Origin of the sequence: Pseudomonas sp. FYR_2, assembly GCF_043106425.1 — a bacterium.
In the GTDB taxonomy this organism is placed as follows: Bacteria; Pseudomonadota; Gammaproteobacteria; order Pseudomonadales; family Pseudomonadaceae; genus Aquipseudomonas; species Aquipseudomonas monteilii.
Window position 1 is genome coordinate 375764 of sequence record NZ_JBICMM010000012.1, and the last position, 19074, is coordinate 394837.

Here is a 19074-nt window from a genome sequence, read left to right on the forward strand (position 1 = left end):
AGCATTCGCGGGTAAACCCGCTCCCACAGGGGCCAATAACCCCTAGGGTTCATTTGGTTGTCGCCAACCCCGCCAGCAGCAACCGCTGGTAAAGCTCTTCCTTCAGCCCATTCGGCTGATCCAGCCGCATCCGCGCCAGATGCCCCTCATACCCCTCCGGCCCCGGCGCATCCAGCGCTGCCTTGCCCAGTTCAAGCACCTCGCTCAGCTTGAACTTGCTCTTCAACCAGTTCAGCGCCCGCAACAAGTCCCGCTCTTCGGCGGTAAAATCCGTTCCCATCGGATACTCCGGAAACAACCGCGCATGCCGTGCCCGAATTGCCTCCAGCCGCTGCGGTGTGTTGTCGGTAAACCGCGCATCCAGCTGGAAATCCCTGGCCAGTTTGCCGGCCTCTTTAGCCTGCTCGATCAGCCCCTGCTGGAACCGCGAATCACACACCGCCAACAACCGCGCAATCACCTCGCTGTCGGTCTGCCCGCGTAGGTCGGCAATGCCGTACTCGGTCACCACGATATCGCGCAGGTGTCGGGGGATGGTGCAGTGGCCGTAGGTCCAGAACAGGTTCGAGGTCACCTCCCCACCCGCCTCGCGCCAGCTGCGCAACAGCAGGATCGAGCGCCCGCCTTCCAGTGCATGGGCCTGGGCGACGAAGTTGTACTGGCCACCCACGCCGCTGAGCACACGACCATCTTCCAGCTGATCGGCCACCCCGGCGCCGAGCAACGTCATGCCGAACGCCGTGTTGATAAAGCGGGCATCACGTCGCTGCTGGCGTTTGAGTTCCTCCTGCCCGTACAGCTCGTTGATGAAGCTGATACGGGTCATGGCAAACCGTGCGCGCTGCTCAAGCGGCATCTCCCTTAGCCGCTGGTAGAACGCATGAGGCCCGAGGAAAAAGCCACCATGCAACACCGGCCCCTGCTCATCGGCCGAGCGCCGTAGCAAGCCAGCTTCGGCCAGCACCAACAGGCCGTTAACGAACATTTCGCTGCAGCCGTACAGGCCTTCGGCAAAAGTCTTTAGCCCCCCTTCCCGCTCAATCAGCGCCTGCCACGGGCCGATATCCAGCTCGTCGAGCAAGGCCCGGTAGCCTGCGTTGTCGCCCTGGCGCGCCAGCAACGCTGCAGCGACTGCATCCCCCATGGCACCGATGCCGACCTGCAAGGTGCCGCCGTCACGCACCAGCGTGCTGGCGTGCAAACCAATGCAGTGGTCCTGGGTGTTGACCGGCATGTTCGGCGTGGAGAACAACCGGCGCTGCTCGGCTTGATCGATCAGCAGGTCGAACGCATCGATGGGCAATTCCGCATCGCCGGGCATGTACGGCAGTTCGGTATGTACCTGGCCGAGCATGAGGATGGTTTCGCCGGCCGCGCGGCGCTTGGCGATCATTGGCAGCAGGTCGAGGGTGATGTCGGGGTTGCAGGCCAGGCTGAGGTGGACGGGCTTCTCGGGCGTGGCCGCGACCAGTTGCGCGATCAGGTTCAGGCCCTTGGCGTTGATGTCACGGGCGGCGTGGCTGTAGTTGCTGCTGATGTAGTCCTGCTGGGCCGATTCGCTGTGCAGGAGGCTGCCGGGCTGCATGAAAAACTGCTCTACGCGGATGTTTGGTGGCAGGCTGTCGTTGCGCAGGTCAGCGAGGTAGGTGAGGTCTTCGTAGTCGGCGAAAACGCGCTCGACGAAGGGTTCGAGAAAGCGCCGTTGCAGGCCATCGCCCAGTGGCGGGCGACCGAGGGACAACGCGGTGTAAATGGTCAGCTGTCGCTCGGGCAGTTCGCGCACCCGGGCGTAGAGGGCGTTCACGAAAGCGTTGGGTTTACCCAGGCCCAGGGGCAGCCCCATATGGATATGGGCTGGCAGCCGGGACAGGACCTGCTCGACAGCCTGGTCGATAGCGCAGAGGTGCATCGGGGCCTCCTGAGACATCCATGGGTTCAGGGGTTGGACATAGGCCTGAACTGATTGGTTGCCTGTGCCGGCCCTTTCGCGGCTAAAGCCGCTCCCACAGGGATCTCACAGCCCTTGAATCCTGTGCAGTACCTGTGGGAGCGGCTTTAGCCGCGAAAGGGCCGGCACAGGCAATACAAAAACAAAGCCCGCCATCAACGGCGGGCCTCGTGCAATTCAGCTGTGTGTTACAGCCCGGACATTTTCTTGATCGCCCCTTTCAGGTCGTCATCCGAGCAATCTGCACAGGTGCCCTTCGGCGGCATGGCGTTGATGCCGGTAATGGCCTTGGCCAGGATGCCATCCAGCCCGCCCTGGTGGTCGGCGCGTTCTTTCCACGCGGCGGTGTCGCCAATTTTCGGCGCGCCGAGCAGGCCGGTGCCATGGCAGGCATTGCAGTGCTTGGCGATGATGTCATCCGGCGTTTTGGCGCCCCCGCCCCCCGCCGCTGCAGCCACTTCCATGCCTTTGCATTCCTGGCCCTGGACACACACCTGGCCTACCGGCTCCAGGCGCTTGGCAATGTCGTCGTTGGTCGCAGCGGTTGCGCTCATTGCCCAGAGGGCGAATACGGCTGCTGGTACGGCCAGCATCTTCTTGATTTGGTTCACGCGAACACCCTCATGGTGGCTAATCACGCTCGCGGCCACGGAACGGCGAGCGTTGAAAAGTATAGCGGGAACCCAGAGGCCGTGAAACGACCCTACACAGGAAAGGGGTATTGCCGAATCAATGCACTGCGCTGGATCAAAAGTTTGAAGGCGTCGCTGCACTGATCAATCGCGCCGGCTGGTCGAAGGGGTTGCGAAAACGGTGCGGGCGGGTGCTTTCGAAGTAATAGCTGTCGCCTTCTTCGAGGATGAAGATCTCGTTGCCGACCACCAGTTCCAGGCGGCCTTCCAGCAAGATGCCGGTTTCCTCGCCGTCATGGGTGAGCATTTCGGCACCGGTGTCGGCACCCGGCGGGTACACCTCGGTAAGAAAGGCGATGGCGCGGTTGGGGTGCGACTTGCCGACCAGCTTCATGGTCACCGCACCGTCCGAGATGTCGATCAGCTCGTGGGCCTTGTAAACAATCTGCGTGGGGCTTTCAGGTTCCAGCTCGACCGAAAAGAACTCGACCATGGACATGGGGATGCCGCTCAGCACCTTGCGCAGCGAGCTGATCGAGGGGCTCACACTGTTCTTCTCGATCATCGAGATGGTGCTGTTGGTCACGCCGGCACGCTTGGCGAGTTCACGCTGGGACAGGCCCTTGAGCTTGCGGATGGCTTGCAGTCGTTCGCCGACGTCCAAAGCTGGAGCCTCCTGAAACGGTGGAATGGGGGGTGGATGTGAACGATATCATGGCAATGCCGTTCAGTATTTACAACACACCGCCCCTCAACCTGTCCGCTTCAGCGTGTCATTCGCCGATGTAGTCCCGCGGCACGCGCTTCAGGTTACAGAAGATCTGGTACGGAATGGTGCCTGCATGCGCGGCCACTTCGCTGGCCAACACCTGCTTGCCCCACAGTTCCACCGGGCTGCCGACGGTGGCGTGCGGCACATCGGTGAGGTCGATGCTGAGCATGTCCATCGACACCCGGCCGATCAGCTGGGTGCGCTGGCCGGCCACCAGCACCGGGGTGCCGTTGGGCGCCTGGCGCGGGTAACCATCGGCATAGCCCATGGCGACCACACCGACACGGGTTGGCCGCGGGCTGACGAACTTGGCGCCATAGCCCACCGGCTCGCCGGCAGGCAACTCGCGCACGCTGATGACCCGCGATTGCAAAGTCATGACCGGTTGCAGGCGTTCGGCCTGGGCCTGGGCCACTTCGAACGGGGTGGCGCCATACAGCATCAGGCCTGGGCGTACCCAGTCGCTGGGCGCTTGTGGCCAGCCCAGCACGCCAGGGGAATTGCGCAGGCTGCACTCGGCGGCCAAGCCCTGGCGGGCGGCCTCGAACACGGCGATCTGCTGGGCGGTGGCGTCGGCATCCAGTTCGTCGGCGCGGGCGAAGTGGCTCATCAATACGATGCGCGCCACCTTGCCGCTGGCCAGCAGGCGCTGGTAGGCGTCGTGGTAATCCTTCGGATGCAGGCCGACACGGTGCATGCCGCTGTCGAGCTTCAACCAGACAGTAAGCGGCTTGTGCACCTGGGTCTGCTCAATGGCTTCGAGTTGCCACAGCGAATGCACCACACACCACAGGTCGTGCTCGGCGATCAGCCCCAGCTCGCTGGCTTCGAAAAAGCCTTCCAGCAGCAGCACTGGGGCCTTGATGCCAGCGGCGCGCAGTTCCAGCGCCTCTTCAATGCAAGCCACGGCAAAACCGTCGGCTTCGGCCTCCAGGGCCAGGGCGCAGCGCACGGCGCCATGGCCATAGGCGTCGGCCTTGATCACGGCGAGGGCTTTGGCACCGGTCAGTTCACGGGCCAGACGGTAGTTGTGGCGCAGGGCCTGGAGGTCGATCAGGGCGCGGGCGGGACGCATGGCGGCTGCCTTATGGTGGTTCGGGTTGAAATCGGTGTTGGATTCTTCGCGGGCGAGCCCGCTCCCACATGTACTGCACAGCTTTCAAAACCTGTGAAATACCTGTGGGAGCAGGCGAGCCCGCGAAAGCGCCGGTACTGGCGAACTTACTGCTGGTGAGCCGGCGCAGTCTGCCCGTGCTTGGCCACTTCCGGGCTGTTGCCATAACGGGAAATGTCCAGGCCTTCGGCACTGATCTGCGGCTTCTTGCGCGCAATCAGGTCGGCCAGCAGACGACCGGAGCCGCACGCCATGGTCCAGCCCAAAGTTCCGTGACCGGTGTTCAGGAACAGGTTGCGGAACGCGGTCGCACCCACAATCGGCGTACCGTCCGGGGTCGCCGGGCGCAGGCCGGTCCAGAAGCTGGCCTGGCTCAGGTCACCGCCGCGAGGATAAAGGTCGTTGACGATCATCTCCAGCGTTTCGCGCCGACGCGGGTTCAGCGACAGGTCAAAACCGGCGATTTCAGCCATGCCACCCACACGGATGCGGTTGTCGAAACGGGTGATCGCAACCTTGTAGGTTTCATCGAGAATGGTCGACGTCGGGGCCATGTCGCCGTTGGTGATCGGCACGGTCAGCGAGTAGCCTTTCAGCGGATAAACCGGGGCTTTGATGCCCAGCGGCTTGAGCATCTGCGGCGAGTAGCTGCCCAGCGCCAGCACGTAGCGGTCGGCGGTTTCCAGCTTGCCGTCGATCCACACACCGTTGATGCGGTCGCCAGCGAAGTCCAGGCGCTGGATGTCCTGGCCGAAGCGGAACTCCACACCCAGTTTTAGCGCCATGTCGGCGAGCTTGGTAGTGAACAGCTGGCAGTCGCCCGTCTGGTCGTTAGGCAGGCGCAGGGCACCGGCCAGGATGTCTTTTACACCCGCCAGGGCCGGTTCAACGCGGGCAATGCCGTCGCGGTCGAGCAATTCGTAAGGCACGCCGGACTGTTCGAGCACGGCAATGTCCTTGGCCGCGGCGTCTACCTGGGCCTGGGTACGGAACAGCTGGGTAGTGCCCAGGCTGCGGTTTTCGTAATTGATGCCGGTTTCAGCGCGCAGCTCGTCGAGGCAGTCACGGCTGTACTCGGACAGACGCACCATGCGCTCTTTGTTCACCGCGTAACGGCTGGCGGTGCAGTTGCGCAGCATCTGTGCCATCCACAGGTACTGGTCGACGTCGCCGGTGAGCTTGATGGCCAGGGGGGCGTGGCGCTCCAGCAGCCACTTGATGGCCTTTAGCGGCACGCCAGGTGCGGCCCAGGGCGAGGCATAGCCGGGCGAGATCTGACCGGCGTTGGCAAAACTGGTTTCCATGGCCACCGCCGGCTGGCGGTCGACCACCGTCACTTCGAAACCTTGCCGGGCCAGGTAGTAGGCACTGGCGGTTCCGATTACGCCGCTACCAAGTACCAGAACTCGCATCGTTATATCCCTCACACGCGGCACGCCGCAGACTTTTATTGAAATGGCATGAATGGGCGCAGTATAGGAATTTGAGACCAGTGCAATTCACTATATAAAAGCCTATTATTGGCGAGAATTCTCGGCAAAATCGCCTTTCACGGAGGGGCATCCCCTATGAGAACCCAGCACCAGAGCAAGCGTGAACTGGACAAGATCGACCGTAACATCCTGCGTATCCTGCAGAATGACGGGCGTATTTCCTTCACCGAACTGGGCGAGAAAGTTGGGCTTTCCACCACCCCTTGCACCGAGCGGGTTCGCCGCCTGGAGCGCGAGGGCATCATCATGGGCTACAACGCACGCCTGAACCCGCAGTACCTCAAGGGCAGCCTGCTGGTATTCGTGGAAATCAGCCTGGACTACAAATCGGGCGACACCTTCGAGGAGTTCCGCCGCGCGGTGTTGAAGCTGCCCCATGTATTGGAGTGTCACCTGGTGTCGGGTGACTTCGACTACCTGGTGAAAGCGCGTATTTCGGAGATGGCGTCGTACCGCAAGCTGCTTGGCGACATCCTGCTGAAGCTGCCGCATGTGCGCGAATCGAAGAGCTACATCGTGATGGAGGAGGTGAAGGAGAGCCTCTGCCTGCCGATTCCGGACTGAGGCTAGACCAGCACCTGGCGGGTAGTGGCAATGAACTGGTGGACCAGTTGCTCGGCGGCAGGGTCGATCATCGGTTCAGGGCCACGGCCACGCGGGCAGGCCATGCGCGGCGTGGTGCCGAACAGGCGGCAGATCATGGGCCGTTCTTCGTACACCGTGCAGCCGTTGGGGCCCAGGTGCACGCAATCCAGGCGCTCCAGGGCGGCGTCCTGCTCGGCCTGGGACTTGCGTGGCAGACGGGCCATTTCTTCCGTCGAAGTGGTGACCGGGCCGCAGCAGTCGTGGCAGCCGGGTTCGCACTCGAATGAGGGGATGAGTTCGCGCAGGAAATGGATCTTGTGGCGGTTGCAGGACATGGCGATATTCAGCGTAAACAATGGCGGGATTATAGGCCCACTGGCTCTGTGTAGGAGCGGCCTTGTGTCGCAAAAGGGCCGCAGAGCGGCCCCGGCAATATCTGCGGCGAAGCTGATAGCCTCGGGGGCGCTGCGCACCCCTTTCGCGACACAAGGCCGCTCCTACAATTAACCGCGCCAGACTGAAGGCCGGTTGCCCACCCCAAAGGCCGGGCTTATCCTCCCCCCCTAGCCCACCAGTCCTCAGGAACGAGCCAATGATCCACAGCGCGCAGCACGCCGCCTCCTACTACGCCGCCAGCAGCGCGCCGCACCCTGACCACGCCTTCCTGCAAGGTGACCACAGCGCCGATGTCTGCATCGTCGGCGGCGGCTATTCGGGCCTGAACACTGCCATCGAGCTGGCCGAACGCGGCTTCTCTGTCATCCTGCTGGAAGCGCGCAAGCTGGGCTGGGGCGCCAGTGGGCGCAATGGTGGGCAGTTGATCCGTGGCGTTGGTCATGGCCTGGAACAGTTCCTGCCGGTAATTGGCGAGGAAGGTGTACGCAGCATGAAGCTGATGGGCCTGGAAGCCGTGCAGATCGTCCGCGAGCGGGTAGAAAAGCATGCCATCGCCTGTGACCTGACCTGGGGCTACTGCGACCTGGCCAACAAACCCGCCGAATTGCTGGGTTTTGCCGAGGACGCCGAAGCACTGCGCAGCCTGGGCTACGCGCATGAACTGCGGCTGGTCGGCAAGGACGATATCCACAGCGTGGTCGGTGCCGACTGCTATGTGGGCGGGCTGGTCGACATGGGCTCCGGCCACCTGCACCCGCTGAACCTGGCCCTGGGCGAAGCGGCCGTGGCCAGCCGCCTGGGCGTGAAGCTGTTCGAACAGTCCGAGGTTGCCCGCATCGACTACGGGCCCGAAGTGCAGGTGCATACTGCCCAGGGCCGGGTGCGCGCCAAGACCTTGGTGCTGTGCTGCAATGCCTATCACAACGACCTCAACCGCGAATTAGGTGGCAAGGTGCTGCCTGCGGGCAGCTACATCATCGCTACCGAGCCGCTGGGCGAAGAACGCGCACGCGCGCTGTTGCCACAGAACATGGCGGTGTGCGACCAGCGCGTGGCCCTGGACTACTACCGCCTGTCCGCCGACAACCGCTTGTTGTTTGGCGGTGCTTGTCACTATTCAGGTCGGGACCCGAAGGACATCGCCGCCTACATGCGCCCCAAGATGCTCAAGGTGTTCCCGCAGCTGGCTGACGTGCGCATCGACTACCAGTGGGGTGGCATGATAGGCATCGGCGCCAACCGCCTGCCACAGGTCGGCCGCCTGGCCAGCCAGCCGAATGTGTATTACGCCCAGGCCTATTCAGGCCATGGGCTCAACGCCACCCACCTGGCCGCACGCCTGCTGGGCGAGGCCATCAGCGGCCAGGAGAGCGGGCGTTTCGAGCTGTTTGCCAAGGTGCCACACATCACCTTCCCTGGCGGCAAGCACCTGCGCTCGCCGCTGCTGGCGTTGGGGATGCTGTGGCACCGGCTTAAAGAACTGGTCTAAGGCCTCAATCTTTCCAGAAGGGCTTACGCCCTTCTGTCCGGGCCTGCTCCCAGCTCAGCCCGACATCGCGCAGCTCGTCATCCGTCAACTGCAGCAGCGCCCTGCGGGTGTGCCAGCGATGCAGCATCAGCCCCCAACGCCCCAAACCCTCCGGCGCGTTGAATACCTTGGCCTGCTGCCCGACTTCCAGCTCCTTGGCCAACAGTTGCAAGCGCACATCGCTCATGCCACCCATCGCTGCATTCTCCCATTCGATTGATACCGTGGAGAAAGCATGCGCGTCGGCAGCACCGGCAATACAGATCCAATACAGCCTTATTATTCCCATACAGAATTGGCTGAAGATCGACTGAATGCTGTATTTTCAACCCAACTGTACCGGTCGCTATGCCAATGCAGCGCAGGAGTATGCCGTGACCCTCTACCTGAACCTCGCCGAACTGCTCGGCGCCCGCATCGAACAGGGCCTGTACCGCCCCGGCCAGCGCCTGCCATCGGTGCGCGCCCTGAGCGTGGAGCATGGCGTCAGCCTGAGCACCGTGCAGCAGGCCTACCGCACGCTCGAAGACAGCGGCATGGTCTCGCCACGGCCCAAGTCCGGCTACTTCGTCAGTGACCACCGCCTGCTGCCAGCCCTGCCCGCCGTCAGCCGCCCGGCCCAACGCCCGGTGGACATCTCGCAGTGGGAACAGGTGCTGGAATTGGTGCGCAGCACCCCACGCAAGGATGTGGTCCAGCTCGGCCGCGGCATGCCCGACATCGACAGCCCCACCCTCAAGCCGCTGCTGCGCAGCCTGGCGCAGTTGAGCCGGCGGCAGGACATGCCAGGCCTGTACTACGACAACATCCACGGCAACCTGGCCCTGCGTGAACAGGTTGCCCGGCTGGTGCTCGATTCCGGTTGCCGCCTGGGCCCGGCTGACCTGGTGATCACCACCGGCTGCCACGAGGCGCTATCGTGCAGCATCCGCGCCGTGTGCGATCCTGGCGACATCGTTGCCGTCGACTCCCCCAGCTTCCACGGCGCCATGCAAACCCTGAAGGGCCTGGGCATGAAAGCGCTGGAAATCCCCACCGACCCGGTCACCGGCATCAGCCTGGAGGCGCTGGAGCTGGCTCTGGAGCAGTGGCCGATCAAGCTCATCCAGATCACCCCCAGCTGCAACAACCCGCTTGGCTACATCATGCCCGAGGCACGCAAGAAGGCCTTGCTGAGCCTGGCCCAGCGCTACGACGTGGCAATTCTGGAGGATGATGTATACGGCGACCTGGCCTACACCTACCCGCGCCCGCGCACCCTCAAGTCGTTCGATGACGATGGCCGCGTGCTGCTGTGCAGTTCGTTCTCCAAAACCCTCGCCCCTGGCCTGCGGGTAGGCTGGGTGGCCCCTGGGCGCTATCTGGAGCGCGTGCTGCACATGAAATACATCAGCACCGGCAGCACCGCCTGCCAGCCCCAACTGGCCATCGCCGACTTCATCGCCGCCGGGCACTATCAACCCCATGTCCGGCGTATGCGCAGCCAGTACCAACGCGGCCGCGACCTGATGAGCGACTGGGTGACCCGCTACTTCCCGGCGGGCACCCGGGTGAGCCGGCCCCAGGGCGGCTTCATGCTCTGGGTAGAATTGCCCGAACATTTCGATACGCTGCGCCTGAACCGAGCTTTACTGGAGCAGGGCGTTCAGGTGGCCGTCGGCAGTATCTTCTCGGCCTCGGGCAAGTTCCGCCACTGCCTGCGCATGAACTTCGCCGCGCGGCCAACGCCGCAGATCGAAGCCGCCGTGCGCAAGGTAGGTGAAACCGCCCTTCGTCTACTGGATGAAGAAAGCGCCGACGCGTAACTTTGCGCCGCCCGCGACGGTCCAACCCCCCAAAGCCCTTGCTGCACAGGAAGATCCACCCTTGAGACTCCAGCGAGCCTTGCCTCTGCTGCTGGTACTGTCGTTTGGCCTTACCGGCTGCGCCAGCGTCAGTGTGCCCCGCGAAACCAGCCAGGCGTTACCCGCCAACGACTCGGCCTTCGGCCGCTCGGTGCTGCGCCAGGCCGCGCCCTACGGGGGGCGCTCGGGCTTTCGCCTGCTGCCCAACAGCAACGAGGCATTCCGCGCCCGTGCCGAACTGATCCGCAACGCCCAGGCAAGCATCGACCTGCAGTACTACATCGTCCACGACGGCCTCAGCACCCGCGCACTGGTGCATGAACTGCTACGCGCCGCCGACCGTGGCGTGCGTGTACGCATCCTGCTGGACGACACCACCAGCGATGGCCTGGACACCATCATGGGCACCCTGGATGCCCACCCGAACATCCAGATTCGCGTGTTCAACCCGCTGCACCTGGGCCGCAGTACGGGCGTGACGCGCGCCGTGGGCCGGCTGTTCAACCTGTCGCGCCAGCACCGGCGCATGCATAACAAACTCTTCCTGGTGGACAACAGCATGGCCATCGTGGGCGGCCGCAACCTGGGTGACGAGTATTTCGATGCCGAGCCCAACCTCAACTTCACCGACATAGACCTGCTGGGTGTAGGCCCGGTGGCTGAACAGCTTGGGCACAGTTTCGACCAGTACTGGAACAGCGCCCTGAGCCGGCCGATTACCGACTTCCTCTGGCGTGCTCCGGATGCCAATGACCTGCACGCCAGCCGCCATCGCCTGGAGGTGTCGCTGGCCGAAGCCAGAACCCGGCGCAAGGCCTTGTACGACCGCCTGATGGCCTACCAGTCGCAGCCGCGCCTGGATGTCTGGCGCAACGAGCTGATCTGGGCCCACGCCCAGGCGTTGTGGGATGCACCGAGCAAGGTGCTGGCCGATGACGAACCCGACCCACAGCTGTTGCTGAGCCAGCAACTGGCGCCGGACCTGGCCAACGTGCACCGCGAGTTGATCCTGATGTCGGCCTACTTCGTGCCGGGCGAACCGGGCCTGCTCTACCTCACCGGCCGCGCCGACGCCGGTGCTTCGGTGAGGCTGCTGACCAACTCGCTGGAAGCCACCGACGTGCCGGCGGTGCATGGTGGCTATGCGCCCTATCGGCGGGCCTTGCTTGAGCATGGCGTGCAGCTGTTCGAGCTGCGCCGCCAGCCGGGTGCGCCAGTACACACGCGCCTCAGCCTGCATGGCAGCAGCTCGGATTCGAGCCTGCACACCAAGTCGATCGTGTTCGACCGGCGCAAGACCTTCATCGGCTCGTTCAACTTCGACCCGCGTTCCGTGCTGTGGAACACCGAGGTAGGCGTGCTGGTGGACAGCCCGGAGCTGGCCGAATACACCCGCGAACTGGCCCAGCAAGGTATGGCACCTGCGTTGAGTTACCAGGTGAAACTGGTGGGTGACAAATTGGTTTGGGCGACCGAGGACAATGGCCAACGGCATATGCTGACCTCTGAGCCGGGCGGGATGTGGCGGCGGTTCAATGCCTGGATCAGCAAGGCCGTTGGCCTGGAGAAGATGTTGTAGCAACGATCTTTGGGGGCCGCAGAGCGGCCCCCAAATTCCATCAGGCAGACACTGCCTCGAAAGCCCCACGCCGCTGGGTCAACACCACCAGCCCGGCAGCCCCGGCAGCCATCAGGAACAGCAATGCATGTCCGCTGATCCACTGGCTGCCGGCCCCCGCCAGCAACGGCCCGAGCAGGCAGCCAATACCCCAGAGCTGCGCCACATGGGCATTGGCCCTTACCAGCTCATCATCGCGATAACGCTCACCGATCAGCACCAGCGACAGGGTGAACAAGCCACCGGCACTGGCCCCGAACAGCACCCACAACGGCCACACAACCGGGGTATGCAGCAGCAGCGGAATCGCCAGACTGGACACCAGCAGCGTCACCGCACACCCCGTGAACAATGCACGTCGCGACATATGGTCGGCCAGCGCGCCGATCGGCAGCTGCAGCACTGCATCACCAACCACCACGGTACTGACCATGAACAGGGCGATTTCAGTGGTAAAGCCTTGCTGCAGGCAATACACCGGCAGCAAGGTAAGGATCATTGCCTCGAACGAGGCGAACAGGGCGATGGCCCAGGCAATCACAGGCAAGCGCCGGCAGAAGGCGAACAAGTCGCGGAAGGTAACGCTGCAGGCCTCCGTGCTCGGCGCTCCGCCACGCCCCAACAGCACCAGCGGTGCCGCCAGCAGCAGGCCGGTCGCGGCCCAGAAGCCGAAGTCGTCATCCGAGCCGAGGAAACCCAACACCAACGGCCCGGCCAGCTGGCTCAGGGCATAGCTGCTGCCGTACAGGGCCACCAGCCGGCCACGCCACTGCTCGACTACCAACTGGTTGATCCAGCTTTCGCCGAGGATGAACACCACGGTGAGGGACATACCGATCATCAGCCGCAGCAACAGCCACAGCGGGTAGCTGGGCAGCAGCGCGACCAACCCGATCGACAGCGCCCCGCCCCACAGGCACAAACGCATGGCCGAAGGCACGCCGACCCAGCCGGCCAGGCGGCTGGCGATACTGGCGCCGGCCAGAACACCCAGCGCTGGCATCGCAGCCATTACGCCAATGGCGAAGCTGCCGTAGCCCCAGGCCTCCAGGCGCAGGGATACCAGCGGCATGCTTACGCCAAGGGCCAGCCCGACACTGAGTACGGATGCCAGCACGGCGAAATAGGTACCCCAACGCATTGCAGCCTCCCAGGCAGAATTCTTGAACAGCAAAAACGACAAAGCCGGGGCAGCGTGAGCCGACCCGGCTTAGGTTGGGGCTGCTCTGCAGCCCCCGGCGATTACAGCTTGATCCAGGTCGCCTTCAGCTCGGTGTATTTCTCCAGTGCATGCAGCGACTTGTCACGGCCGTTGCCCGACTGCTTGAAGCCACCGAACGGCGCGGTCATGTCGCCGCCATCGTACTGGTTGACCCACACGCTGCCAGCGCGCACGGCACGGGCGGTCTTGTGGGCCTTGGAAATGTCCGAGGTCCAGATGCCGGCGGCCAGGCCATATGGCGTGTCGTTGGCAATGGCCACGGCTTCTTCAGCGGTGTCGAAGGCAATCACCGACAGCACTGGGCCGAAGATTTCTTCCTGGGCAATGCGCATGGCGTTGGTCACGCCGTCGAAGATGGTCGGTTCGACGTAGGTACCACCCGTCTCTTCCAGGGTACGCTTGCCGCCAGCCAGCAGCTTGGCGCCATCCTGGTGGCCCGCTTCGATGTACGACAGCACGGTGTTCATCTGCTGGGTATCGACCAGGGCACCGACGGTGGTCGCCGGGTCCAGCGGGTTGCCGGGCTTCCAGCCTTTCAGGGCCTCGACCACCATCGGCAGGAACTTGTCCTTGATCGAACGCTCGACCAGCAGGCGCGAACCTGCGGTGCACACTTCGCCCTGGTTGAAAGCGATAGCGCTGGCAGCCGCTTCGGCAGCTGCTTGCAGGTCTGGCGCGTCGGCGAAGACGATGTTCGGGCTCTTGCCGCCGGCTTCCAGCCAGATACGCTTCATGTTCGATTCGCCCGCGTACACCATCAGCTGCTTGGCGATCTTGGTCGAGCCGGTGAACACGAGGGTGTCGACGTCCATGTGCAGGGCCAGGGCCTTGCCCACAGTGTGGCCGTAGCCGGGCAGCACGTTCAGCACACCTGCCGGGATACCGGCTTCGATCGCCAGCTGGGCGATACGGATGGCGGTCAGCGGCGATTTTTCGGACGGTTTGAGCACCACCGAGTTACCGGTGGCCAGCGCCGGGCCGAGTTTCCAGCAGGCCATCAGCAGCGGGAAGTTCCACGGTACGATGGCACCGACCACACCCACTGGCTCACGGGTAACCAGGCCAAGCTGGTCGTGCGGGGTCGGGGCGACTTCGTCGTAGACCTTGTCGATGGCTTCGGCGGTCCAGTGAATGGCTTGCGCCGCACCCGGGATGTCGATGCTGGAGGAGTCGCCGATCGGCTTGCCCATGTCCAGGGTTTCCAGCAGCGCCAGCTCTTCAACGTTCTTGCGCAGCAGGTCGGCGAAGCGGATCAGCTTGGCCTTACGCTTGGCCGGGGCCAGCTGCGACCACACGCCAGCGTTGAACGTGGCGCGGGCGTTTTCCACTGCGCGGTTGGCATCGGCCAGGTCGCAGCTGGCAACCTTGGCCAGGAAGCGTCCGTCGACCGGGCTCAGGCACTCGAAGGTTTCACCGGATACGGCATCGGTGTATTCGCCGTTGATGAAGGCGCGACCTTCGATCTTCAGTTGCTGGGCACGTTGTTCCCAGTCCGCACGGGTCAGGGTGGTCATACGAAACTCCTCCTCTTGTTTAGGTGCAACGCCGCACTGAGGACTCACAGGCGTTGTCAGAATTCTGGCCGGGCGACGCGCGCACACGGGCAAGCGATACCCTAAACCAGCCGGTGTAAACTATCAATATATTTGACACGCAGGGCTCAAAAGCCTACTGATGTTCATTTTATTAAACAAAAACAGGAGCCGCACCATGAGAATAGACAGCATCATCGACTTCGCGCAGGTCATCACCGAGGCCGAACGCTACCGCCCGGCGGCGGAAAAAATCCTCAAGGGCGAGCCGGACCAGGCTGTCTATAACCATTATTCCAGCCCGTGCGGGCAGTTTGCCGCAGGCGTGTGGGAAGGTGAGGTGGGCCAGTGGACGGTGAACTACACCGAACACGAATACTGCGAAATCGTCCAGGGCGTTTCGGTGCTGCGCGACCAGGACGGCGGGGCGAAAACCCTGCGTGCCGGTGATCGGTTCGTGATTCCCGCCGGTTTCCAAGGTACTTGGGAGGTGCTGGAACCGTGCCGCAAGATCTATGTGATGTTCGAACAGAAATAACTATGTAGTGCAGGCAGCCTGCTGGCGTGCGTGAGGATGGCCCTGCCCATGTCGGGCCATCCAGCTTCAACAGGAAGATCACCATGACCAACGAAGACGTTCTGAAAACCCTCGCCCACCTGGTCGGCACCCCCTACGCGCCGGCAATCAAAGACACCATCTGCTCCCTCACCGGCCGCACCCGGGTAGTCGGCCCCAACGAGATGTGCACCCGCGAGTACGACGTCGAGCGCATCCAGATCAAGGCCGGCACCGACCTGCTGATCCAGGGCTTCCACTTCGGTTGAGCGTAATGCAGGCATAAAAAAACCCGCGTCCTTTCGGATGCGGGTTTTTTTCAGGTCGCCGATCAATTACTTGATCTTGGCTTCCTTGTACACCACGTGCTTGCGAACAACCGGATCATATTTCTTGATCTCGATTTTGTCCGGGGTGGTGCGCTTGTTCTTGTCGGTGGTGTAGAAGTGGCCGGTACCGGCACTCGAAACCAGACGGATCAATTCACGCATGATGTTCTCCCTTAAACCTTGGCGCCAGCTTTACGGATGTCAACCAGAACGGCGTCGATGCCGCGCTTGTCGATGATACGCATGCCTTTGGCGGAAACGCGCAGACGCACGAAACGCTTCTCGGATTCAACCCAGAAACGGTGGTGCTGCAGGTTCGGCAGGAAACGACGACGGGTTTTGTTGTTTGCGTGGGAAATGTTGTTCCCGGTTACTGGACCCTTACCAGTAACTTGACAGACTCTCGACATGACTCAGCCCTCTAAAACCACATGCCCAACCCGGCATGGGTTGGCCGCTTAATCTCTCAGTCTTTGGCGCCTTGGGCGCCGTGATTCTGGAGGTCTTATCGACCGGATCCGCTGATGCGACAGGCCGAGCCCCTAGAAAAGAGCGCTGCTTTATACCAGAAAGACTTGGCTGCAACAACAGTAGATGCACATTACCGCGAGCCAGAACGCGCCGGGCCAGCATAACGGCAGGCCCCGCCAGCCGTCGACCGCTCGTCGCCAGATTTGTAAAAAAGAGTGTGGTCATTTGCCGGCAGGCGCACTAGGGTAAGCCTTTTCCAGACTGCACTGGCAGATGGGCCACTGACAGCCAAGGAGCCACCATGCGTGTAGCCGCCCTTTCCTTATTGTTCAACTCTCTGTTCGCCGCCGGCGCCCTGTTCGCTGCCGGCGCTGCCCAGGCCGCCCCGCTGAGCGTTTGCAGCGAGGCAAGCCCCGAAGGCTTCGACGTGGTGCAGTACAACTCGCTGACCACCACCAACGCCACAGCTGACGTGCTGATGAACCGCCTGGTGGAGTTCGACGCGGCGCAGGGCAAGGTGGTGCCGAGCCTGGCGGCCAGCTGGGCAGTGTCGGTCGACGGCCTGGTGTATGACTTCACCCTGCGCGATGGCGTGAAATTCCACACCACCCCCTACTTCAAGCCAAGCCGCGAGCTGAATGCCGACGACGTGCTATTCAGCTTCCAGCGCATGCTCTACCCGGCCCATGCCTGGCACAAGACTGCACCGGGCGGCTACCCGCATGCCCAATCGCTGCAGCTGGGCAGCCTGATCAAGGCGATCGAGGCACCGACGCCGAACACCGTGCGCTTCACCCTCAGCCACCCGGACGCCACCTTCCTGGCCACCCTGAGCATGGGCTTCGCCTCGATCTATTCCGCCGAATATGCCGACAAGCTGCTGAAGGCCGGCACGCCGGAGAAGCTCAACAGCCAGCCGATCGGCACCGGGCCTTTCGTGTTCCAGCGCTTCCAGAAGGACGCCGTGGTGCGCTACCGCGCCAACCCGGACTACTTCGCCGGCAAGCCGGCGGTCGACCCGTTGATCTTCGCCATCACCACCGACGCCAACGTGCGCCTGCAGAAGCTCAAGCGCGGCGAGTGCCAGGTCGCCCTGTCACCCAAGCCACTGGACATTGCCGAAGCGGGCAAGGACGGCAACCTCAAGGTGGCCAGCACTCCGGCGTTCATGACCGCCTTCGTCGCCATCAACAGCCAGCACCCGCCGCTGGACAAACCGGAAGTGCGCCAGGCCATCAACCTGGCTTTCGACAAGCAGGCCTACCTCAAGGCCGTGTTCGAAGATTCCGCGGTGGCCGCCAACGGCCCCTACCCGCCAAACACCTGGAGCTACGCCAAGGACCTGCCCGGCTACCCGCTGGACCTGAAGAAAGCCAAGGCGTTGCTGACCAAGGCTGGCTTGGGTGAAGGCTTCAGCACCACGATCTGGACCCGCCCGTCGGGCAGCCTGCTCAACCCCAACCCCAGCCTCGGCGCACAGATGCTGCAGGCTGACCTGACCAAGATCGGCATCAAGGCTGAAATCCGTGTGATCGAGTGGGGCGAGCTGATACGCCGCGCCAAGGCCGGCGAGCATGACCTGCTGTTCATGGGTTGGGCAGGCGACAACGGTGACCCGGACAACTTCCTCAGCCCGCAGTTTTCCTGTGCGGCGGTCGAGTCGGGTACCAACTTCGCACGGTTCTGCGACAACCGCCTGGACCAGTTGATCAGCGCCGGGCGCACCACCAACGACCAGAGCGTGCGCAGCCGGTTGTACCAGCAGGCGCAAGCGTTGATCCAGCAACAGGCGCTGTGGGTGCCACTGGCGCACCCGACGGCGGCCACCCTGCTCCGCCAAGGGGTTGAGGGATACCAGGTGAACCCGTTCGGGCGGCTGGACTTGAGCAAGGTGTCGGTGACCAAGTAAGCCCTGGAGGTGCCTACCTTGAAAGGGGTGGCGCCTGGGAGATCGAGCGCCGCCCGCGCGGCGCATCGCGAGCTGCGCTCGCTCCTACGCTTGTTTCGGGCCAATTTTCCAGTGGGATTTGCGCGCGAACGCCTTGGCGCATGACTCGATATCGCGTCGTACCAACAAGGGGGTCGAGCGCGCCTGGCGCAAGCATTACTGGCCCGAAACAAACGTAGGAGCGAGCGCAGCTCGCGATGCGCCGCGCGGGCGGCGCTCGATCTCTCAGGCGCTACAGCCCTCAAGACAGGCACCTAGCAGCCATGGCAGCATTGACCTGCCTAAGCCACAACCCACCCCTGCTCAACCATCGACAACGGCTCCCCGTCACCGATGATGATGTGATCCAGCACCCGCACATCGATCAGCCCCAGTCCCCGCTTCAACGACAGGGTCAAATGCACATCGTCCTGGCTCGGTTCACTGTTGCCTGAGGGGTGGTTGTGGCAAAGGATCAACGCCGCCGCGTTATGCAGCAAAGCCCGCCGCACCACCTCTCTCGGGTAAACACTCGCCCGGTCTATCGTGCCCCTGAACAGGATCTCGAACGCCAACGGCCGGTGCTTGGTGTCCAGAAACAGGCACCCGAACACTTCACTGGCCTCATGCCGCAGCATGGCCTTCAAATAGCGCCGCACCGTTTCCGGGCTGTCCATGGCAGACTCACGCTCAATCGAAGTTGCAAGGTGCCTGCGTCCGATCTCCAGCAATGCCTGCAACTGGCCGTACCTCACAGGGCCCAACCCAAGCTCGCTCATGAAGGCTTCACGGTCGGCCTCCAGCAGCTGACGCAAGCTGCCGAACTTCACCAGCAGACCTCGCGACATCTCCACGACATTGCGCCCGCGTACACCTGAGCCAAGAAAAACAGCCAGCAACTCCGTATCGGTCAGGCTCCCAGCCCCACGCAACAACAACTTCTCCCTCGGCCGCTCTTCAGCGGGCCACTCCCTGATATTCATCCCCGTCCCCTGCCCTTGCTGCGGCCCATTTCGACCCTGTGTTAATCTATTTCGCCTCGTACATGCGACGTTCTGCCGCAGGCATTTTCGAACGTCGCCGCCCGCTCTCACTGGAAAAAGGCAA

19 protein-coding genes are annotated in these 19074 nt (G+C 63.1%); 7 read left to right on the forward strand and 12 right to left on the reverse strand.

Features of this window, described 5'->3' with window-relative positions; genetic code table 11:
- Window positions 1-49 precede the first annotated feature (49 nt).
- From ACF8R4_RS03605 to dadA, 5 genes are all read right to left on the reverse strand, one after another.
- A complete protein-coding gene (locus ACF8R4_RS03605; protein WP_060498193.1) occupies window positions 50-1909 on the reverse strand; it encodes an acetyl-CoA hydrolase/transferase C-terminal domain-containing protein in 1860 nt (619 codons plus the stop codon).
- Window positions 1910-2136: 227 nt separating this feature from the next.
- Window positions 2137-2541, reverse strand: a complete 405-nt coding sequence (locus ACF8R4_RS03610; RefSeq protein WP_033693936.1) for a cytochrome c5 family protein — start codon at window positions 2539-2541, stop codon at window positions 2137-2139.
- A 154-nt stretch (window positions 2542-2695) separates the two neighbouring features.
- Complete coding sequence (locus ACF8R4_RS03615; protein ID WP_012274808.1) at window positions 2696-3244, reverse strand: cupin domain-containing protein; 549 nt, start codon at window positions 3242-3244, stop codon at window positions 2696-2698.
- A 109-nt stretch (window positions 3245-3353) separates the two neighbouring features.
- Window positions 3354-4427 carry an alanine racemase gene (gene alr, locus ACF8R4_RS03620; RefSeq protein ID WP_060498194.1) on the reverse strand — a complete coding sequence of 358 codons (1074 nt, stop codon included), beginning with the start codon at window positions 4425-4427 and terminating at the stop codon, window positions 3354-3356.
- A gap of 146 nt (window positions 4428-4573) precedes the next feature.
- Entirely contained in the window at window positions 4574-5878 is a 1305-nt protein-coding gene (gene dadA / locus ACF8R4_RS03625) for a D-amino acid dehydrogenase (protein ID WP_016712682.1), read from the reverse strand.
- Between the two features lie 156 nt (window positions 5879-6034).
- On the opposite strand from dadA, the gene ACF8R4_RS03630 reads away from it, so the two are divergent.
- Window positions 6035-6523 carry an Lrp/AsnC ligand binding domain-containing protein gene (locus ACF8R4_RS03630; protein ID WP_392491705.1) on the forward strand — a complete coding sequence of 163 codons (489 nt, stop codon included), beginning with the start codon at window positions 6035-6037 and terminating at the stop codon, window positions 6521-6523.
- A 2-nt stretch (window positions 6524-6525) separates the two neighbouring features.
- Here ACF8R4_RS03630 and ACF8R4_RS03635 read toward each other — a convergent pair whose 3' ends face one another.
- A complete protein-coding gene (locus tag ACF8R4_RS03635; RefSeq protein WP_060498195.1) occupies window positions 6526-6879 on the reverse strand; it encodes a YkgJ family cysteine cluster protein in 354 nt (117 codons plus the stop codon).
- A 257-nt stretch (window positions 6880-7136) separates the two neighbouring features.
- Between ACF8R4_RS03635 and ACF8R4_RS03640 the strand changes: the two genes are divergently transcribed.
- A complete protein-coding gene (locus ACF8R4_RS03640) occupies window positions 7137-8429 on the forward strand; it encodes an FAD-binding oxidoreductase (RefSeq protein WP_104833749.1) in 1293 nt (430 codons plus the stop codon).
- 4 nt (window positions 8430-8433) lie between these two features.
- Here ACF8R4_RS03640 and ACF8R4_RS03645 read toward each other — a convergent pair whose 3' ends face one another.
- Window positions 8434-8664 carry a DUF1127 domain-containing protein gene (locus tag ACF8R4_RS03645; RefSeq protein WP_060498197.1) on the reverse strand — a complete coding sequence of 77 codons (231 nt, stop codon included), beginning with the start codon at window positions 8662-8664 and terminating at the stop codon, window positions 8434-8436.
- A gap of 178 nt (window positions 8665-8842) precedes the next feature.
- Between ACF8R4_RS03645 and ACF8R4_RS03650 the strand changes: the two genes are divergently transcribed.
- Both ACF8R4_RS03650 and ACF8R4_RS03655 read left to right on the forward strand, forming a co-directional pair.
- Complete coding sequence (locus tag ACF8R4_RS03650; RefSeq protein ID WP_164525201.1) at window positions 8843-10273, forward strand: PLP-dependent aminotransferase family protein; 1431 nt, start codon at window positions 8843-8845, stop codon at window positions 10271-10273.
- 61 nt (window positions 10274-10334) lie between these two features.
- Window positions 10335-11891, forward strand: a complete 1557-nt coding sequence (locus ACF8R4_RS03655) for a phospholipase D family protein (protein ID WP_392491706.1) — start codon at window positions 10335-10337, stop codon at window positions 11889-11891.
- Between the two features lie 40 nt (window positions 11892-11931).
- Here the strand turns inward: ACF8R4_RS03655 and ACF8R4_RS03660 are convergent, their stop codons facing one another.
- Both ACF8R4_RS03660 and ACF8R4_RS03665 read right to left on the reverse strand, forming a co-directional pair.
- Window positions 11932-13071 carry an MFS transporter gene (locus ACF8R4_RS03660; RefSeq protein WP_016712688.1) on the reverse strand — a complete coding sequence of 380 codons (1140 nt, stop codon included), beginning with the start codon at window positions 13069-13071 and terminating at the stop codon, window positions 11932-11934.
- Between the two features lie 101 nt (window positions 13072-13172).
- Window positions 13173-14666, reverse strand: a complete 1494-nt coding sequence (locus ACF8R4_RS03665; RefSeq protein ID WP_104833746.1) for an aldehyde dehydrogenase — start codon at window positions 14664-14666, stop codon at window positions 13173-13175.
- Between the two features lie 196 nt (window positions 14667-14862).
- Between ACF8R4_RS03665 and ACF8R4_RS03670 the strand changes: the two genes are divergently transcribed.
- Together ACF8R4_RS03670 and ACF8R4_RS03675 are read left to right on the forward strand one after the other, a co-directional pair.
- Window positions 14863-15222 carry a cupin domain-containing protein gene (locus tag ACF8R4_RS03670; protein ID WP_392491708.1) on the forward strand — a complete coding sequence of 120 codons (360 nt, stop codon included), beginning with the start codon at window positions 14863-14865 and terminating at the stop codon, window positions 15220-15222.
- Between the two features lie 83 nt (window positions 15223-15305).
- On the forward strand, window positions 15306-15509 hold the full coding sequence (locus tag ACF8R4_RS03675; RefSeq protein WP_060498204.1) for a hypothetical protein: 204 nt from the start codon (window positions 15306-15308) through the stop codon (window positions 15507-15509).
- Window positions 15510-15575: 66 nt separating this feature from the next.
- Here ACF8R4_RS03675 and rpmG read toward each other — a convergent pair whose 3' ends face one another.
- Complete coding sequence (gene rpmG / locus ACF8R4_RS03680) at window positions 15576-15731, reverse strand: 50S ribosomal protein L33 (protein WP_003253507.1); 156 nt, start codon at window positions 15729-15731, stop codon at window positions 15576-15578.
- 11 nt (window positions 15732-15742) lie between these two features.
- On the reverse strand, window positions 15743-15979 hold the full coding sequence (gene rpmB / locus ACF8R4_RS03685) for a 50S ribosomal protein L28 (RefSeq protein ID WP_003253504.1): 237 nt from the start codon (window positions 15977-15979) through the stop codon (window positions 15743-15745).
- 362 nt (window positions 15980-16341) lie between these two features.
- Between rpmB and ACF8R4_RS03690 the strand changes: the two genes are divergently transcribed.
- On the forward strand, window positions 16342-17949 hold the full coding sequence (locus ACF8R4_RS03690; RefSeq protein WP_104833744.1) for an ABC transporter substrate-binding protein: 1608 nt from the start codon (window positions 16342-16344) through the stop codon (window positions 17947-17949).
- Window positions 17950-18269: 320 nt separating this feature from the next.
- Here ACF8R4_RS03690 and radC read toward each other — a convergent pair whose 3' ends face one another.
- A complete protein-coding gene (gene radC, locus ACF8R4_RS03695) occupies window positions 18270-18950 on the reverse strand; it encodes a DNA repair protein RadC (protein ID WP_104833743.1) in 681 nt (226 codons plus the stop codon).
- Between the last annotated feature and the right edge of the window lie 124 nt (window positions 18951-19074).

What these genes read in the sequence shown, in the direction of transcription:
- ACF8R4_RS03670 (WP_392491708.1), top strand. Translation starts at nt 14,863, where the DNA reads ATGAGAATAGACAGCATCATCGACTTCGCGCAGGTCATCACCGAGGCC.
- dadA (WP_016712682.1), bottom strand. Translation starts at nt 5,878, where the DNA reads ATGCGAGTTCTGGTACTTGGTAGCGGCGTAATCGGAACCGCCAGTGCC.
- alr (WP_060498194.1), bottom strand. Translation starts at nt 4,427, where the DNA reads ATGCGTCCCGCCCGCGCCCTGATCGACCTCCAGGCCCTGCGCCACAAC.
- ACF8R4_RS03690 (WP_104833744.1), top strand. Translation starts at nt 16,342, where the DNA reads ATGCGTGTAGCCGCCCTTTCCTTATTGTTCAACTCTCTGTTCGCCGCC.
- ACF8R4_RS03660 (WP_016712688.1), bottom strand. Translation starts at nt 13,071, where the DNA reads ATGCGTTGGGGTACCTATTTCGCCGTGCTGGCATCCGTACTCAGTGTC.
- rpmB (WP_003253504.1), bottom strand. Translation starts at nt 15,979, where the DNA reads ATGTCGAGAGTCTGTCAAGTTACTGGTAAGGGTCCAGTAACCGGGAAC.
- ACF8R4_RS03605 (WP_060498193.1), bottom strand. Translation starts at nt 1,909, where the DNA reads ATGCACCTCTGCGCTATCGACCAGGCTGTCGAGCAGGTCCTGTCCCGG.
- ACF8R4_RS03640 (WP_104833749.1), top strand. Translation starts at nt 7,137, where the DNA reads ATGATCCACAGCGCGCAGCACGCCGCCTCCTACTACGCCGCCAGCAGC.
- ACF8R4_RS03610 (WP_033693936.1), bottom strand. Translation starts at nt 2,541, where the DNA reads ATGCTGGCCGTACCAGCAGCCGTATTCGCCCTCTGGGCAATGAGCGCA.
- ACF8R4_RS03665 (WP_104833746.1), bottom strand. Translation starts at nt 14,666, where the DNA reads ATGACCACCCTGACCCGTGCGGACTGGGAACAACGTGCCCAGCAACTG.
- rpmG (WP_003253507.1), bottom strand. Translation starts at nt 15,731, where the DNA reads ATGCGTGAATTGATCCGTCTGGTTTCGAGTGCCGGTACCGGCCACTTC.
- ACF8R4_RS03635 (WP_060498195.1), bottom strand. Translation starts at nt 6,879, where the DNA reads ATGTCCTGCAACCGCCACAAGATCCATTTCCTGCGCGAACTCATCCCC.
- ACF8R4_RS03630 (WP_392491705.1), top strand. Translation starts at nt 6,035, where the DNA reads ATGAGAACCCAGCACCAGAGCAAGCGTGAACTGGACAAGATCGACCGT.
- radC (WP_104833743.1), bottom strand. Translation starts at nt 18,950, where the DNA reads ATGAATATCAGGGAGTGGCCCGCTGAAGAGCGGCCGAGGGAGAAGTTG.
- ACF8R4_RS03675 (WP_060498204.1), top strand. Translation starts at nt 15,306, where the DNA reads ATGACCAACGAAGACGTTCTGAAAACCCTCGCCCACCTGGTCGGCACC.
- ACF8R4_RS03645 (WP_060498197.1), bottom strand. Translation starts at nt 8,664, where the DNA reads ATGGGTGGCATGAGCGATGTGCGCTTGCAACTGTTGGCCAAGGAGCTG.